This is a genomic window from Bartonella harrusi, assembly GCF_024297065.1.
Taxonomy (GTDB): domain Bacteria; phylum Pseudomonadota; class Alphaproteobacteria; order Rhizobiales; family Rhizobiaceae; genus Bartonella; species Bartonella harrusi.
This window is the reverse complement of sequence record NZ_CP101114.1, coordinates 641,617-660,356: the sequence shown is the minus strand read 5'-3', so window position 1 is coordinate 660,356 and position 18,740 is coordinate 641,617. Positions and strand designations below refer to the sequence as shown.

At 38.8% G+C, this 18,740-nt stretch carries 12 protein-coding genes and 1 pseudogene; 5 read left to right on the top strand and 8 right to left on the bottom strand.

Features of this window, described 5'->3' with window-relative positions:
- Positions 1-175 precede the first annotated feature (175 nt).
- From NMK50_RS03070 to ssb, 5 genes are all read right to left on the bottom strand, one after another.
- Complete coding sequence (locus tag NMK50_RS03070; RefSeq protein ID WP_254770833.1) at positions 176-688, bottom strand: peptidylprolyl isomerase; 513 nt, start codon at positions 686-688, stop codon at positions 176-178.
- Positions 689-707: 19 nt separating this feature from the next.
- On the bottom strand, positions 708-1,301 hold the full coding sequence (locus NMK50_RS03065) for a peptidylprolyl isomerase (protein WP_254771169.1): 594 nt from the start codon (positions 1,299-1,301) through the stop codon (positions 708-710).
- A complete protein-coding gene (coaD, locus tag NMK50_RS03060) occupies positions 1,291-1,809 on the bottom strand; it encodes a pantetheine-phosphate adenylyltransferase (protein ID WP_254770832.1) in 519 nt (172 codons plus the stop codon). Before coaD ends, NMK50_RS03065 begins: the two co-directional genes overlap by 11 nt.
- Positions 1,810-1,833: 24 nt before the next feature.
- Complete coding sequence (gyrA, locus tag NMK50_RS03055; protein ID WP_254770831.1) at positions 1,834-4,614, bottom strand: DNA gyrase subunit A; 2,781 nt, start codon at positions 4,612-4,614, stop codon at positions 1,834-1,836.
- 232 nt (positions 4,615-4,846) lie between these two features.
- A complete protein-coding gene (gene ssb / locus NMK50_RS03050; protein ID WP_254770830.1) occupies positions 4,847-5,365 on the bottom strand; it encodes a single-stranded DNA-binding protein in 519 nt (172 codons plus the stop codon).
- Between the two features lie 318 nt (positions 5,366-5,683).
- On the opposite strand from ssb, the gene uvrA reads away from it, so the two are divergent.
- The 4 genes and pseudogenes from uvrA (at position 5,684) to NMK50_RS03030 (ending at position 11,364) form a co-directional block, all read left to right on the top strand.
- Entirely contained in the window at positions 5,684-8,584 is a 2,901-nt protein-coding gene (gene uvrA, locus NMK50_RS03045; protein ID WP_254770829.1) for an excinuclease ABC subunit UvrA, read from the top strand.
- Between the two features lie 271 nt (positions 8,585-8,855).
- Positions 8,856-9,194 (top strand): P-II family nitrogen regulator, encoded by a 339-nt coding sequence (locus tag NMK50_RS03040; protein ID WP_254770828.1) that lies wholly within the window; start codon positions 8,856-8,858, stop codon positions 9,192-9,194.
- Positions 9,195-9,251: 57 nt separating this feature from the next.
- Positions 9,252-10,660 (top strand): annotated as a pseudogene (gene glnA / locus NMK50_RS03035) (type I glutamate--ammonia ligase).
- Between the two features lie 155 nt (positions 10,661-10,815).
- Positions 10,816-11,364 (top strand): hypothetical protein, encoded by a 549-nt coding sequence (locus NMK50_RS03030; protein WP_254770827.1) that lies wholly within the window; start codon positions 10,816-10,818, stop codon positions 11,362-11,364.
- A 35-nt stretch (positions 11,365-11,399) separates the two neighbouring features.
- Here the strand turns inward: NMK50_RS03030 and NMK50_RS03025 are convergent, their stop codons facing one another.
- Together NMK50_RS03025 and NMK50_RS03020 are read right to left on the bottom strand one after the other, a co-directional pair.
- Positions 11,400-12,182 carry an ATP12 family chaperone protein gene (locus NMK50_RS03025; protein ID WP_254770826.1) on the bottom strand — a complete coding sequence of 261 codons (783 nt, stop codon included), beginning with the start codon at positions 12,180-12,182 and terminating at the stop codon, positions 11,400-11,402.
- Positions 12,183-12,816: 634 nt separating this feature from the next.
- Positions 12,817-13,806, bottom strand: coding sequence for an RluA family pseudouridine synthase (locus NMK50_RS03020; protein WP_254770825.1), 990 nt, complete (start codon positions 13,804-13,806; stop codon positions 12,817-12,819).
- 215 nt (positions 13,807-14,021) lie between these two features.
- Here NMK50_RS03020 and NMK50_RS03015 point away from each other — a divergent pair, with 215 nt between their 5' ends.
- Entirely contained in the window at positions 14,022-15,806 is a 1,785-nt protein-coding gene (locus NMK50_RS03015) for a glucan ABC transporter ATP-binding protein/ permease (protein ID WP_254770824.1), read from the top strand.
- A 99-nt stretch (positions 15,807-15,905) separates the two neighbouring features.
- On the opposite strand, the gene alaS is transcribed toward NMK50_RS03015, so the two are convergent.
- Positions 15,906-18,569 (bottom strand): alanine--tRNA ligase, encoded by a 2,664-nt coding sequence (alaS, locus tag NMK50_RS03010; protein ID WP_254770823.1) that lies wholly within the window; start codon positions 18,567-18,569, stop codon positions 15,906-15,908.
- Positions 18,570-18,740 lie beyond the last annotated feature (171 nt).

Below are 18,740 nucleotides of genomic sequence, written 5' to 3'. Positions count from 1 at the left end.
ACTGATAGATAACAAAACCTAATGCCTATAAAGTATAGGGAATTATAAATATCTTATCGACTCCAATCCTCTAGATTCAAAGCCAAAACAACTGATCTTTATTATGCTAGAGATAACAATCAGACCAGAATACCCTCATTTAACGCACTTAAAATTGAAACCCGTATAATTTATACTATTTTGCATCGGCAGCAATTGTAGCTTTAATGATTGTATCAGGTTCTATAACAGGCTCACCACGCTTAATTTTATCAACATTTTCCATACCTTCAATAACTTGTCCCCATATGGAATATTGACGATCAAGCCAAGGAGCATCGGCAAAGCAAATAAAAAACTGTGAATTAGCAGAATTTGGATTCTGGCTACGCGCCATCGAAACTGTACCACGCTTATGAGAAAGATTTGAAAACTCGGCTGTCAAATCAGGCTTCGCTGAACTCCCCATACCAGCACGTGATAAATTAAATTTGGTCCCATCCTTTTTTCCAAATTGTACATCCCCCGTTTGAGCCATAAAACCATCAATAACACGATGAAAGACAACATTATCATAAGCACCTTCACGCACAAGCTCTTTAATACGAGCAACGTGACTAGGCGCCAAATCAGCAAAAAGCTCAATAACAACGCTCCCCTTTGTTGTTTCAAGGATTAAGGTATTTTCTAAATCTTTAACTTCGGACATATAGAGAAACTCCTTTGACTCATCTATCAGCTTGTAAAGTAGCAGCATTAATAACATCGGGATCTTTTACAGATCCATTATTACTTGTGGTGCCTTTTTTAATTGTATCAACAACGTCCATTCCCTTTATCACCTCTCCAACGACAGTATACTGACCGTTTAAAAAAGGAGCATCACCAAAACAAATAAAGAATTGAGAATTGGCAGAATTTTTATCTTGTGCCCGTGCCATTCCAACGGTACCACGCTTAAAGAGCTGCTTTGAAAATTCTGCTGGTATATTGGGATAGTTGGAAGCGCCACTACCAACGCGTTTAGCATCAAAATCTGCGCTATCTTTTTTTCCAAATTGAACATCACCAGTCTGTGCCATAAAACCTGGAATAACACGGTGAAAGACAACATTATTGTATGCACCTTCCTTTGTTAACCTCTTGATTTGCAAAACATGTTTTGGTGCCAAATCAGGACGAAGACGAATAATCACATCACCCTTTTTAAGAGATAAAATAAGGATATTTGCATCATCGGTTATGTTAGAATCACTCGCACCAGCACTCAAGGGAAAAAAACAAAAAAGACATGTCAAAAGAGCAAAAATTCTAAGAGACATCATCATCTTCCTTTGTAGATGGAAATTTTAAACGTAAAGCTTTTGCAACATTTGCCGGTACAAAGGATACGACATCCCCCCCCATAGAAGCAACCTGACGGACCAATGTAGAGGTAATGACGCGTCCAGAAACACTTGCCGGCAAAAAGACAGTTTGCAATTGAGGCGCCATGATAGCATTCATCCCTGCCATTTGCATTTCATAATCAAGATCAGTACCATCACGTAATCCGCGAATAAGCAATGAAGCGCCAACTTCTTGAGCCTTATCAATCAAAAGAGAATCAAATGAAAGAACCTGCAATCGATCAGGACCTACATTTAACAAGTCTTTTCCTACCTCAGTAATTAAATTAACACGCTCTTCAAAAGTAAAAAGTGGTTTTTTTTTAGCCTGTACACCTATAGCTATAACGACCTTATCAGCCAAAACAAAACTGCCCCGCAAAACATCAAGATGACCATTTGTAAGAGGATCAAAAGAACCTGCATAAAGAGCAATTTTCATTGTTTCGCTTCGCCCCTTTGAAAATTATTTCTCTGTGCTCAGATCAACTGTATCAGGATATTTTTCAGAGACATCATCTAAATGATTATCATCATCTTCAGATTCAGAAATACGTTCAACTGATACAACTTTTTCACCCTCAGCTGTATTGAAAATTGTGACCCCTTTCGTCGAACGCCCAGCTATACGAATACCCTCGACAGGAACACGAATGAGTTGCCCACCATCTGAGACCAACATAATTTGATCTTGCGCTTTCACAGGGAAAGCCGCTACCAATTTACCAATTCCAGCTGTCTTAGATGGATCTGTTGCACGAATTCCTTTTCCGCCACGTCCAGAAATGCGAAACTCATAGGAGGAAGACCGTTTTCCATAACCAAATTCACTTACTGTTAAAAGCATCTGCTCACGCGCCTGAAGTTCTGCATAGCGCTCATCTGTCAACTCTGTTTCACTTCCTCCGTCTTCTTCATCAAGAGTTACAATCTCTTCAGCATCGGCACCAGCAGCACGCCGTTCATTCATCACACGTTTGACATAAGCGGAACGTTCAACCGATGTCGCCTCAACATGCTCTAAGAGTGTCATCGAAATAACTTTATCACCGTTAGCCAAATTAATACCGCGGACCCCCACCGAATTACGTCCCACAAAAACACGAACATCAACCACTGGAAAACGAATACATTGTCCATTGGCCGTTGTTAAAACAACATCATCATGTTCTGTACAAGTTTCAACAGAAAGAATTTCATCTCCTTCTTCATCAAGTTTCATTGCAATTTTGCCATTACGATTCACCTGAACAAAATCTGATAATTTATTACGACGTACAGTTCCACGCGTTGTTGCAAACATAATGTCCAATGTACTCCAATGCGCTTCATCTTCTGGTAAAGGCATAATAGTTGTTATACGTTCACCTTGCTGTAAAGGAAGCAAATTAATCAGAGCTCTCCCGCGCGATTGGGGCGTACCAAGCGGTAAACGCCAAACTTTTTCCTTGTAAACAATTCCACGGGATGAAAAGAAAAGAACCGGTGTGTGGGTATTAACCACAAACAATCGCGTTACAAAATCCTCATCCTTGGTAGACATACCAGAACGCCCCTTACCACCGCGACGCTGCGCTCGGTATGTATTGAGAGGCACACGCTTAATATAGCCACTATGGCTAACCGTTACCACCATATCTTCTGGAGCAATCAAATCTTCGCTATCCATCTCAGCGCTACCAAAACCAAAGACAGTGCGTCGTGGTGTTGCAAACTCCTCACGAAGGGCTCTCAGTTCATCCTTCACAATCCCCATGATACGTGATCGAGACGCTAGAATATCGAGATAATCGGTAATATCCACACCAATTTTATTCAATTCATCGGCAATTTCATCACGCCCAAGTGCCGTTAACCTTTGCAAACGCAATTCCAAAATAGCACGCGCCTGTTCTTCAGATAAATTATAAGTCCCATCGTCGTGAATAATATGACGAGGATCATCAATCAGTTTAATTAAAGGGGCGACATCAAAAGCTGACCAGCGCCGCTCCATTAATTGTGTACGCGCTGTTTGTGGATCAGGAGCTTTACGAATGAGTGCTATAATTTCATCGATATTAGCAACAGCAAGTGCAAGACCAACCAAAACATGGGCACGCTCACGCGCTTTACGCAAAAGATATTTTGTTCGCCGACTAACAACATCTTCTCGGAAAGAAACAAAGGCACGAAGCATATCAAGCAACGCCATCTGTTCAGGTTTTCCCCCATTTAACGCAACCATATTACAACCGAAAGAAGTTTGCAGGGGCGTATAACGATACAATTGATTTAAAACAATCTCAGCAACAACATCCTTCTTAAGTTCAATAACAACGCGGTAGCCGTCACGATCAGACTCATCACGCAAATCGGAAATTCCTTCGATACGTTTATCACGCACCAATTCGGCCATTTTTTCAATCATTGTTGCTTTATTAACCTGATAAGGTATTTCACTGACAATAATTGCTTGTCGACCATTGCGAATTTCTTCAATATCAACCTTAGCACGCATAATTACTGAACCACGTCCAGTTTCATAGGCTGAACGAATACCAGAATGGCCCAAAATAATACCTCCGGTAGGAAAATCAGGACCAGGAATAATTTGAATGATTTCATCAAGCGTTATGTTAGGATTGTCAATCAAGGCAATACAACCATCGACAACCTCACCAAGATTATGAGGAGGAATATTGGTTGCCATTCCTACAGCAATACCACCTGATCCGTTAACCAAAAGATTAGGGAAACGCGCTGGTAAGACAACAGGTTCACGCTCACGTCCATCATAATTATCCTGAAAATCAACGGTATCTTTATCAATATCCGCTAAAAGTTCTTCTGAAACCTTTTCCAAACGACATTCTGTATAACGCATTGCCGCAGGTGGATCACCATCAACAGAACCAAAATTCCCCTGTCCATCAATCAACGGGTTTCGCAAAGAAAAGTCCTGTGCCATACGCACCAACGCATCATAAATCGAAGCATCCCCATGAGGATGGAATTTCCCCATAACCTCACCAACGACACCAGCAGATTTACGATAAGATTTGTTGAAAGAAAGCCCCATCTCATTCATGGCATGAAGAATACGCCGATGAACAGGCTTCAATCCATCTCGGACATCAGGAAGTGCACGGGAAACAATTACGCTCATTGCATAATCGAGATAAGAGCGTTGCATTTCATCAATAATGCTGATTGGTTTAATACCGGTCAGCACATCACGTTCTTGTAGTGGAGTAAGATCGGTCACAGCTTCAAGACTTTCAAATAAAGAATCACTATACTCTGTTTATAGCGAAAAAAACGCCAAAACGCTAATTTCTCATCCGCAACAAAGGCAAAAGTTTAACAATAATTTTCAACATGTTATTTATGTGTATTAAAAATCATGGATAAAAGAAGCTAGATCTCCCTTCTTAAACTTTAAAAAACTCAAACAAACAACTGAAAAGAAACAACGAAGAAAAACACTGTTTGCAATCTCAGAAAGGAACATCATCATCTAATTTGTGTGAAAAGTCTTCTTTTTTTTGATGATTGTTTTGACCAAAATCATCTCTCTGAGCAGAATGACTGTCACCAAAACCACCACTGCCATAACTTCCGCTTGACTGATTTGCCCCTTGCATTTGCTCTCCACCAGCACCACCACGTCCATCAAGCATTTGCAATTCACCACGATATTTTTGCAAAACAATCTCTGTTGTATAGCGATCATTCCCATTTTGATCTTGCCATTTGCGTGTTTGCAACTGACCTTCAATATAGATTTTGCTTCCTTTTTTTAAATATTGCTCCACAACTCTGATAAGGTTTTCGTTAAAAATAACGATACTATGCCACTCTGTGCGCTCTTTACGTTCATTTGTATTACGATCGCGCCAACTTTCTGAAGTAGCAATACGCAAATTTGCCACTTGATCACCAGAATTCAAACGGCGAATTTCAGGATCAGCACCAAGATTACCAATCAAAATCACTTTATTAAGGCTACCAGCCATCGCATAAACTCCAAAATCTTAATTCGCAAAACAACTTTTGTTGTATAGCAGTTATAATCACCTTAACCTTCTCATTTGCATCTCTGCAATTAACCTTCAATGTAGACTTTACTATTTTTCTAAGAGGTCGCTTTGTGTTAATATAACAAAAGATGACAATCACGCATAGTTTATTCTATCATTTAGAGAAGAAAAAGCTGTTCTTTGTGTTTTTCTTTTCATATTTATCCCTGCTAAAATAATTAATATATTGTAATTCTCAAAAATGGTTATACTCTATTTTAGATACGCAGTTTTTGTATACGCCAAGGATAAAATATGACTCAACAAAAATACATATCCATTCGCGGCGCGCGTGAGCATAATCTTAAAAATATTGATATTGATCTCCCGCGGGACAAACTGATTGTTATCACGGGCCTTTCTGGATCAGGCAAATCCTCTTTAGCTTTTGATACAATTTATGCCGAAGGCCAACGCCGCTATGTTGAAAGCCTTTCTGCTTACGCCCGTCAATTTTTGGAAGTCATGCAAAAACCCGACGTCGATCGCATAGATGGCCTCTCTCCAGCAATATCTATTGAACAAAAAACAACCAGCCGCAATCCTCGTTCAACAGTAGGAACCGTCACTGAGATTCATGATTACATGCGTCTTCTCTTTGCGCGTATTGGCATCCCCCATTCCCCTGCTACGGGACTTCCTATTGAAAGCCAAACGGTAAGCCAAATGATTGATCAAATTATGTCTTTACCAGAAGGGACGCGCGTTTTTATTATGGCACCTCTTGTCCGAGGGCGAAAGGGAGAATATAAAAAAGAACTGACAGAGCTTTTAAAAAAAGGATTTCAACGCGCTAAGGTTGATGGCAAATTTTATGAAATCCCTGATATTCCCTCTCTTGATAAAAAGTATAAACACGACATAGATGTCGTCGTAGACCGCATTGTTGTGCATGCTGGTATGACCTCTCGTCTATCTGACAGTATAGAAACCTGTTTACGACTAGCGGATGGAATTGCGGTTGCTGAAATGGCTGACCATCCCTTAGCCGAAAACGAAACCACGAAAAAATCTGCTCATAAATCGAAAAATGAAACACATAAACGACTTGTTTTTTCAGAAAAATTCTCCTGTCCCATCTCTGGATTCTCTATCCCTGAGATTGAGCCACGTCTCTTTTCATTCAATAATCCTTTTGGCGCTTGTCCTCTTTGTGACGGGCTTGGTATCAAAAAAGCTGTAGACCCAGCAAAAATCATACCAAATAAAAACATCACTTTAAAAAATGGTGCAATAGCGCCTTGGTCTAAGTTATCTTCACCATACTATAGCCAAATCTTAGAAGCGTTAGGCAAATTTTACGGATTTAAACTCACGGATCAATGGTGTGTCCTCTCGAATGAAGCACAACAGGCTATTCTCTATGGTACAAAAAGCAAAGAAATCACCTTTATTTATAAAAATGATTCAGGCGCATATAAAAGAATTCAATCCTTTGAAGGAATCATCCCTAATATGGAGCGGCGGTGGAAGGAAACCGATTCTACATGGTCCCGTGAAGAAATCGAACATTATATGTCTTCTTCACCTTGTCCAGCATGCCATGGATATCGTCTAAAACCAGAAGCACTCGCTGTAAAAATCCAGGGGATGCATATTGGGCAAATATCAGAACTTTCCATCTCAAAAGCAGATGATTGGTTTGCCAATATTCATCAATATCTCACAGAAAAACAACGCAACATCGCAGTGCGTATTTTAAAAGAAATTCGTGAACGCTTGGCTTTTTTAAACCATGTAGGACTCGAATATCTTACCTTATCTCGAAATTCAGGCACCCTTTCAGGGGGAGAAAGTCAACGTATTCGATTGGCATCTCAAATTGGTTCTGGTCTTACAGGTGTCCTTTATATTTTAGATGAACCATCTATTGGCTTGCACCAACGCGATAATGAACGTCTTCTGAAAATGCTGTATCATCTGCGTAATCTTGGCAACACAGTTATCGTTGTTGAACATGATGAAGATGCCATTCTTACAGCAGACTATGTGGTTGATATGGGGCCTGCAGCAGGCGTTCATGGAGGCGAAATCATAGCGCAAGGTACACCGCAAGAAATTATAGAAAATGCATCTTCTCTCACGGGACAATATCTTTCAGGAAAAATGGCTGTTCCATTGCCTACTCAACGACGCAAAATATCAAAATCGAAAAAACTGAAAGTCATTGGAGCCCGAGGGAATAACCTCAAAAATATCAATGCTGATATCCCCCTTGGAACCTTCACATGTATAACGGGTGTTTCAGGCGGAGGAAAATCAACGTTTCTTATTGAAACTCTTTTTAAAGCTGCATCACACCATATCATGGGAAGTTATCATAGCCCCGCAAGATATGAAAAAATTGAAGGATTAGAGTTTCTTGACAAAGTCATTGATATCAACCAAGCGCCTATTGGACGTACTCCACGCTCTAATCCAGCAACCTATACAGGCGCATTTACTCCAATCCGTGAATGGTTTTCTGCGCTCCCAGAATCAAAAGCGCGTGGTTATCAAGCAGGACGTTTTTCATTTAACGTTAAAGGAGGACGCTGCGAAGCGTGTCAAGGTGATGGAGTTATTAAAATTGAAATGCACTTTCTCCCTGATGTTTACGTTACTTGCGATGTCTGCCAGGGAAAACGCTATAATAGAGAAACACTTGAAGTGAAATTTAAAGAACAATCTATCGCTGATATTTTAGATATGACAATCGAAAAAGCGGAAGAATTTTTTCAAGCTGTTCCTAGCATTCACAACAAAATTAAGACTCTCAGTAAAGTTGGTCTTGGCTATATCAAATTAGGACAACAAGCCACGACACTTTCTGGAGGTGAAGCCCAACGTGTAAAACTTGCTAAAGAACTTTCACGCAAAACAACGGGGCGTACACTCTACATTTTGGATGAACCGACAACGGGTTTACATTTCCATGATATTTCGAAACTCCTCGAAGTTCTGCACGAACTTGTCGAACAAGGCAATACTGTTGTCGTCATTGAACATAATCTTGAAGTTATCAAGACAGCTGACTGGATTATTGATTTAGGTCCAGAAGGTGGGGACCGTGGTGGTGAAATCGTTGCGGTAGGACGTCCTGAAGAGATTATTCGAATTCCCTCTTCCTATACGGGAAAATTTTTAAAAGAAGTTTTGCTGCGCCGACCTTTATAGAGTCTCTTCTACAACAGCCCTTTTTAGAGAATGTGCAGCACAATAACAAAGAACAAAATATCTCTTAATCATTGCTATCATTTTATGCTTTATAGACCTTTTGCAAAAAACAATATCATTTCATTCAAGACTATAAAAAACTTTTCCCAAAAACCATAAAATAAAATAATTTTTGACTTTTTGTGTACAAAGTATCTGTTGGACATCTTATAGTTGTCAATATAATGTGATGCGGTTTAAAAAGCAAAATAACGTTGGAGATAATTTCAGCATGAAAAAGATTGAAGCCATTATAAAACCTTTCAAACTTGATGAAGTGAAAGAAGCGCTTCAAAAAATTGGACTACATGGTATTACAGTAACAGAAGCCAAAGGTTTTGGCCGTCAAAAAGAACATACAGAACTTTATCGCGGTGCTCAATATGTTGTTGATTTTCTACCTAAAGTAAAAATTGAAATTGTTGTTGCCGATGAAAAATTAGAACAAACCGTTGACACAATACGTAAAGCAGCTCAAACAAAACATATAGGAGATGGGAAAATTTTTGTCTTTTCCATCGATGATGCCATTCGTATAGGTACTGACGAAACTGGAATAGATGCCCTTTAATAAATAATAACAAAAGCACCTTTTTTATCCCCTCAATCCCACATAAGGAAATTGAATATGACAACCGCATCAGACATTATCAAACAGATTGCAGATAACGAAATCCGTTTTGTTGATTTACGTTTTACCGATCCTCGAGGAAAGTTGCATCATATCACAATGGATATCGCAGAAATCAATGAAGATACATTGAGTGATGGTGTTATGTTTGACGGTTCTTCCATTTCCGGATGGAAAACAATTAATGAATCTGACATGGTCTTAATGCCAGATCCAGACACAGCGCATATTGATCCTTTTTTGCACAATCCACTTTAGTCCTCTTTTGTGATGTGCTCGATCCTGTTTCTGGAGAATTTTATCGCAGAGATCCTCGTTCTATCGCCAAGAGAGCTGAAGTCTATATGAAATCTTTAGGAATTGGTGATACAATCAATATCGGTCCAGAAGCGGAATTTTTTATCTTTGATGACGTACGTTATAAGACAGATCCTTATAATACGGGATTTAAACTTGATTCCAGTGAACTTCCATCCAATGATGATACAGAATATGAAATGGGCAATCTTGGTCATCGCCCACGAATGAAAGGCGGTTATCTTCCTGTTCCCCCGCTCGATTCTTGCCAAGATATGCGCTCTGAAATGCTCACAGCACTCAAAGATATGGGCGTTCGCGTAGAAAAGCATCATCACGAAGTAGCAGCAGGGCAACATGAATTGGGTATTCGCTTTGACACGCTCGTTCGTGAAGCTGACAAGATGCAAATTTTTAAATATGTTGTCCATCAAATAGCAAATAGCTATGGAAAAACAGCAACTTTCATGCCAAAACCGATCTTTGGTGATAATGGTTCAGGCATGCATGTTCACATGTCTATTTGGAAAGATGGCAAACCAATTTTCGCAGGCAATGAATATGCTGGACTATCAGAGACCTGCTTATTTTTTATAGGTGGCGTCATTAAGCACGCCAAAGCAATTAACGCTTTTACCAATCCATCGACAAACTCCTATAAGCGTTTAGTGCCTGGTTATGAAGCGCCTGTTCTTCTTGCTTATTCCGCACGCAATCGTTCCGCATCTTGTCGGATTCCAATGAGTTCTTCGCCAAATTCAAAACGCGTAGAAGTGCGTTTTCCAGATCCAACAGCAAATCCCTATTTAGCATTTGCAGCACTCTTAATGGCTGGTCTTGATGGAATCAAAAATAAAATTCACCCTGGACAGGCTATGGATAAGGATCTTTACGATCTTCCCTTAAAAGAGCTTAAAGAAATTCCTACAGTCTCAGGGAGTTTGCGTGACGCACTTGAAGCACTTGATAAAGACCGTAGCTTTTTGAAAGCGGGTGATGTCTTTGACGATGATCAAATTAATTCTTTCATTCAAATAAAAATGCAAGAAGTTTTACGTTATGAAACAACGCCTCATCCTGTCGAATTTGATATGTATTATTCTGTTTAAAGAATAATCGGTTATTCTTTTGATTTAAAATGGAGGTTTCATCCTCCATTTTTGTGGATATTCTCCTCATCGAAAAGCATAACGAGCTTTTTGCTTATGTGCTTTTGTTGTATAAGTACAACTGAATTTATCCAAATCAATTAATAAGGTTTCTAATGCTACGAATCTGTTCCCTATTTCCCATTTTTTTATGCATTGCCTTTATGATATCAACAACTCAAGCCTCTACAATTACCAATCAAAGACTTATAGACCTTGAAAAAGCAGCATCTGCTTACAGCAAAGCAATTCAAAATGCTGATGCGAATGCCATCTTAAGCGCTATTCCTCCCCAAATCATCAATAATTTAACGGCTAAGAAAAATTTCAGCAAATCACAATTCCAACAGATCATGAAAAGCCAAATAGAGCGATTAGCGAAAAATTATAAAATTGAGAGTATTCACATTGACCAAAAACGAAAGCGTGAAGGCAAACTTGATAATGGTATTCCGTATTTTGTTATACCTGTAGAGTTTATTACCACAACAAATTCTGGAAAAAAATGCTCTATTCAAACGGAGGTTATTGCACTTCTTGACAACAACCATTGGTATTTTATTCGTGGAAATGATGAAGCAATCTTAAATATCACCAGTGAATCACTTCCTGGATTGGAAAAAATAAAAGTTAATCCGCAAAAAATCACAAAATACACTGAGTAAAAAAAATAACGTGCATAAATAAAAGAGATTTTTTCTTATAAACAAGTTGTTATGACTTTGAAAGCAGCATCAAATTCAGCTTTCTTGCTAGTGCGGCGCGCCATTGCTTCTTCATCAACGCCCCATTGTTCTATCATCCAATCTTCATCTAAATGAGCGATATTCCAAGCATGATCTGCATCAACTTTTCTCTCCATAACCGCAAAAGCAATAAGAGCTGATCCTGTCAAGGTTGTCAGCATATGAAGTGCTGCAAGCATATAAGGAGAATCAAATTTACGAAGGTAATTACTAACCGCTTGAATAGCCTCTCGTGATTGTTCAACATGCATAATCCCTTCTGTCAAATGAAACCGAGCACCAAGTTTTTCTTCTGCCCAATCCAATAAAGGATCCCACTGTTCATATTGCCGCTGTGCTAGCTCTTTTGGTGTTTGTGCACGATAAAAGATCATATCGCAGGCAACAAAACGTAATAAATCTTCAAAAACAACTTGCATATCACCCGCTATGCCATCAATAACAGTGTTAACAAGGCGCGTCATTGGCATTTTTGCTGGATCAATAATTTGCTTTTGGTTTTCAAATTCCTCTGCTACTAACAGAGCAAAAGCTTCTGTTGGTACGAGAAAAGAGCACTTCGCTGGTGTTTTAACGAGGCATCCATCCAACAAGATAGCAAAGCCTCCTTCTTCACACGAAGTGTTCACTTGCCTATAAAATCGTTTTGGGAGTGGCGAGCATGAAAGTTTTTGACTCTTCTGAACAGAATGATTTTTATTCAATGGCATATCAAAATGGTTCAAAATTTCACGCATATTGTTTACCTCTGATCCTTTTAATAGATTTACTGTTTTTCTCATTTTTATGTATCACAAGAATGCTTTCATTTAACATGCCCAGCCCTAAAGAAGAAAAAATATTACCAGCATCACTCTAATTTATATTTCATATCTATTTTACAAACAAAGCAATAGCGAATGCTTTTTTATATTCAGCAACAAATAGTTAGAGCCCTTTTTAAAAGTATTTGTCTTGATTGAAAACTTGAATATGTTGAACATGATGGTGAATATGTTCATTGCCTCGCTATAACCCATCTACACATAGTGATATATACACCTATTAACAGCTCTAAAAACATTTTTAGCAGAATTGTTAGAGAAGAAAACACTCATTATCAAAAAGACCCTAGAAAAGTGCAATTTTCTCACCACCCACCTTGCTTGAACAAAGGTAAAGGTATCCCACGCATTCGTCTAATGTTATCAATCCCCCTTGCATAAAAATTCCCCTGCCTGATATCATCACCCTAAACAAAAATGTTTTACGGCATAATAGAATAATTCTTTAACGGCGCGAAACTTACCAAAAATTGCATTACAACTATATTTTACGAAATCACCTGAATTTTTGATAAATTAAAAAGAACAAACCGTAAAAATTTTTCTCTTATTCTGTTTGTGTATCTCCATCACTTTCATTAAAAGCCAAAAGATTAAAGCTTTGCACCATATGAGGAGGTAAAGGTGCGACAACATCCAATAGCCCTCCTGAAGGATGAGGAATACGAATACGACGCGCATGAAGGTGAAGGCGGTTTTGCATCCCTCCTGGTAACGTCCAATTACTATCAGAAAAAAAATATTTTGAATCACCAATGATAGGGTGATCTATATGAGCAGCGTGCACACGTAACTGATGTGTTCTTCCCGTATAGGGTTCCATTTCAAGCCACGAAAGAGCCCGCCCCCTAGCATCTAAAACGCGATAGTAGGAAACTGCATGGTCGGCATCAGGCTCCCCATGTTCACAAACACGCATTTTATCACCTTGTGTCGTGATATCTTTAACCATCCATGTTGAAATTTTATCCTGCTTTTTTTTAGGCACTCCCCGAACCAATGCCCAGTAAGTCTTTTTTGTTTCTCGTGTTCTAAAAGCAGCTGTTAAAGCCTGTGCCGCCCCTCTTGATCGAGCAACAACAAGCACACCAGATGTTTCACGATCAAGCCGATGAACCAATCGCGGTTTTTCACCTTTTTTATTGCGCCATACCTCAAGCATACTGTCAACATGGCGCATCAAGCCAGAACCACCTTGTACAGCTAATCCAGCCGGCTTGTTCAAAACAAAAACTTTTGGATCCTCATAGAGCAACATTTTTTTCAAAATAATTTCATCATTCTGTTCACGAAGTGTTTTATTCGTTACAAGAAAATTCTCCTTTTTATCAATAAGGAGAGGGGGTACACGAACAGACTGTCTCATAACAAGACGCGTATCGGCTTTTACACGCCCACCATCAACCCGTATTTGACCAGAACGCAGCAATTTTTGTAAATAACCAAATCCAAGGCCTGGATAATGTACTTTAAACCAACGGTCTACGCGCATTCCGTTTTCATCTATCTCAACCTTTTTTATTTCGATGCCTGCCATAAAGACTTCCTCGCTGATATAATTTTATTGATCAATTCTTGCTCATCTGTTTAAAAATACAAAAATCTCTCTCCCATACAATTGGCTTTATCACATCATATTACAATCCGTATTTAAAATTGCATTTTCTTACTGTTCAAATTTTATTAGCTCAAAATTTAGCAATTACAAGAATCAATAAGATAAACTTGCATAGCGAGTGGAGATAATCACCTGTGTCCTTATTCAAAACATATGCACGTGTTCTTAACTATCTAAACAGAGAAAAAAAGACTTCTGTTTTAATCTGTACGACTAATGTTATGTTGGCTATTATTACTATTGCAGAACCCATTTTATTTGGACGCGTCATTGATTCTATTGCAGAAAAAACAGCTATTATCCCTACTCTTACAATTTGGATATGTTTTGGTATTTCTCATATTATTGCTTATGTTCTTATTGCACGCAGCGCTGATCGCTTAGCACATAGGCGCCGCTTAGCTGTTCTAAATGAATCTTTTGAGCGTATCATCTCTATGCCTTTAATTTGGCATCAACAGCGTGGAACGTCTAATACCCTTCACATACTTTTGCGCGCTGTAGACTCCATGTCAACCATATGGCTTGATTTTATGCGTCAACATCTTTCAACTCTTGTCGCATTATTTGTTCTCATTCCCATAGCTTTTAATATGAATTGGCGCCTCTCAACAGTTCTCGTTGTGCTTGCCATCATCTATATATTAATTGCACGTTTGGTCATGCACAAAACAAAAAACGGACAAACTGCTGTAGAATGCTATCATCATAATGTTTTTAAACATATCAGTGATTCAATCTCCAACGTTTCCATTGTACAAAGCTATCATCAAATCAAAGAAGAAACCTTAGCATTACATCAGCATACAAACGATCTTTTGAAAGCACAAAACCCTGTTCTCAATTGGTGGGCTGTTGCCAGTGGTTTAAATCGAATGACTTCAACAATTTCAATAGTTTGTATTCTTCTTCTTGGCGCTTTTTTTGTAGCAAAGGAGCAATTACGTGTAGGAGAAATTGTTGCCTTTGTTGGATTTGCACAACTCATGATTAGTCGCCTGGATCAAATAAGCGGTTTTATTCATTTGATTGTATCCTCACAAGCAAAACTACAAGAATTTTTTGCCATGGAGGACTCAACCTTTCATATCAACGAACCTGAAAATTTACCTTCCCTTCAAAAGGTTAAAGGTGAAATACAATTCCACCATGTTACTTACAAATTTCCTAATTCTTCTCAAGGTGTTTTTAACATTTCCTTTGAAGTTAAAACAGGTCAAACTATTGCAATTGTAGGACCAACGGGCGCTGGAAAAACGACATTAATCAATTTATTACAACGTGTATACGACCCCACATTTGGACATATCTCCATTGACGGCATCAATATACGCTCTGTTAACCGTGAATCTTTACGCAAATCTTTAGCAACAGTGTTTCAAGACGCAGGCCTTTTCAACCGCAGTATTTATGACAATATCTCAATAGGAAGAACAACAGCAACAGATGAAGAACTTTATGAAGCCGCAAAAATAGCAGCCGCTCACGATTTTATTTTGAAAAAAAATGATCGTTACGATACAATGGTTGGTGAGCAAGGTTCTCAATTATCGGGTGGAGAAAAACAACGATTAGCAATTGCACGTGCTGTTTTAAAAAATGCCCCCATTCTTATTTTAGATGAAGCAACAAGTGCTCTTGATATTGAAACAGAAGCACATGTAAAAGAAGCTCTTGATTGCATAAGCCGTAACCGAACCACTTTTATTATAGCACATCGCCTTTCAACAATACGCGATGCTGATGTTGTGCTATTTTTAGAACATGGTCACTTAATTGAAAAAGGAAGCTTTCAAGAATTGATCGATAAAAGGGGTCGTTTTTATAAACTCTTAAAAACCGGAGGCTTAGCATTTAATCAATCAATCATAGAAGATGATAAAAATGTGCTCTCCTTACATAAAGCAATAGCTTCATAGAGGAAGCCCTTTCACCTTTAAGAAAAAAATAGACCAAAACGAAAAAATTCCTTTTTTAAAAAGATCTCGAAGCTCAGCAATACCGATAATCAATCAGAATTATCTCTCAAGAGCAGCTTTCAATGCCGCAAGTGCATCACCAACCTTATCCCCTTCAGGACCACCAGCCTGCGCCATATCAGGACGACCGCCCCCACCTTTACCACCAAGAACACCTGAAACAATGCGCACCAAATCAACAGCATTCAGTGTATCAGTCAAATCATCAGTAACACCAACAGCAGCACTTCCCTTACCATCCTCTGAAACGCCAATAAAAGCAACAACTCCAGATCCAATTTTCTTCTTTCCAGAATCCACTAACGCTTTAAGATCCCGCGGTAAAATATTTTTTACAACCTGTCCCATAAAAGAAACACCTTTGATGATGATAACATCTTCTGGATCATTTTCTATCATCTCACCGCTCAGCAGCATCTTCTTGCGTACATCATTCAACTCTTTTTCAAGTTTACGATGATCATCAAGCAAAATCTGCATCCGTTCTTCTACATCAGGAGGAGAAGTTTTTAAAAGACGAGCAATCCCATGCATACGCTCATCTTGGCGATTAAGATAAAGGCGAGCAGCTATGCCTGTTAAAGCTTCGATACGACGAACTCCAGCTGCCACAGAACTTTCAGAAACAATATGAATTAAACCAATATCCCCTGTTCTTTTCACATGTGTACCCCCACAAAGCTCAATTGACCAGTATTTTTTTAATCCTTCCTGTTCAAGCTTGGTACCCATAGAAACAACACGTACTTCATCACCATATTTTTCACCAAACAACGCCATTGCTCCTTCAGAAATGGCATCATCAACGAGCATAAGGCGTGTTGTTACCTCACTATTTTGTAAAACAATATCATTTGCTAAATCTTCTATTTTCTTCAATTCCTCTGAAGAAACAGATTTTGGATGGGAAAAATCAAAACGCAATCGATCGGGTAAGACAAGAGACCCCCTTTGTGTAACATGTGATCCCAATGTTTGACGCAAAGCCTCGTGTAATAAATGGGTCGCGGAATGATTTGCACGAATTTTCTTACGACGAACAACATCAACGGCTAATTCTACACAATCAGACGTCTTTGCTTGACCAGATTTCACCTCTCCAATATGAATAAAAATACCACCACCTTTTTTCTGAGTATCATGCACCTCAAAAACAAAGTTGTCACCAGAAATAACACCACTGTCACCAATCTGCCCACCAGATTCACCATAAAAAGGTGTTTGATTGGCGACAAGAATGGCTTTCTGCCCTAAAAAAACATGATCAACAATTTTCCCCTCACAAATAAGAGCAGTAAGAATCCCTTCAGCTTTTTCTGTCTCATAACCTAAAAATTCCGTAGCGCCTACTTTATCATAAACAGAAAACCAGATCTTTTCTGTTACAGCCTCTCCAGAACCAGACCAATGGGCACGTGCCTCTGCTTTCTGACGTTCCATCGCTTTATCAAAAGTCTTAACATCAACAGATATTCCACGACGTCGCAAAACATCTTGCGTTAAATCAAGCGGAAAACCATAGGTGTCATAAAGCTTGAAGGCAACCTCACCATTAAAATGGTCCCCTTCTTCGAGATTGCTACTTGCTTCATTCAACAAACCGAGCCCTCGTTCAAGAGTTTTACGAAACCGCGTTTCTTCTAACTTTAAAGTTTCTGAAATCAAAGATTCAGCCTGAACCAATTGAGGATAGGCTTGTCCCATTTCACGAATTAAAGCAGGTAAAAGACGATAAATCAATGGTTTTTGAGCACCAAGAAGATGTGCATGACGCATAGCACGACGCATAATACGACGTAAAACATACCCTCGCCCCTCATTAGAAGGAAGAACACCATCAGCAATCAAAAATGCTGACGAGCGAAGATGATCAGCGATCACACGATGGCTTGCAACAAAATCACCCGTTGCCTCAATCCCGGTTATTTCTTGAGATGCACTGATTAATGCACGAAAAAGATCAATATCATAATTATCATGAACACCCTGTAAAACAGCAGCAATGCGCTCTAATCCCATGCCCGTATCAATAGAAAGACGAGGCAATTCAACACGTTCTTCCTTGTTTGCCTGCTCATACTGCATAAAGACGAGATTCCAAATCTCAATAAAGCGATCACCATTTTCTTCCAGACTTCCAGGAGGTCCACCCCAGATTTTATCACCATGATCATAAAAAATCTCTGAACAAGGACCGCAAGGACCAACATCCCCCATTGCCCAAAAATTATCAGCCGTTGCAATACGAATAATTTTTTCATCTGGAAGACCTGAAATTTTACGCCACAATTCAGCAGCAACATCATCACTGTGATAAACTGTTACCAATAATTTCTCTTTTGGCAGACAAAATTCTTTTGTTAAAAGATGCCACGCAAAAAAAATGGCTTCTTCTTTAAAATAATCACCAAAAGAAAAATTTCCTAACATTTCAAAAAAAGTATGATGGCGCGCCGTATAGCCAACATTATCGAGGTCATTATGTTTTCCACCCGCTCGGACACATTTTTGTGCCGTTGCGGCTTTTTTATAAGAACGCTGTTCAAGCCCAGTAAAAACATTTTTAAACGGCACCATTCCTGCATTTGTAAACATAAGTGTTGGATCATTCCGTGGAACAAGTGGGCTAGAAGGAAGAATTGTATGTCCATTAATACGAAAATAATCGAGAAAAGTTGAACGAATATTATTGACACTATTCATATTAATACCTGTAGAATACAGCGCAAAATCATAAAAAAATTTCTCCCATTAAACATCCTCTTTGCTAAATGCATAGAATCAATTTAATCAAAAAGTAGAATTTTTTTCAAAAAAAATCGAAAAATAAACGATTTCAATACTTCAAATTTTTAAATAAAAACAGAACGATCT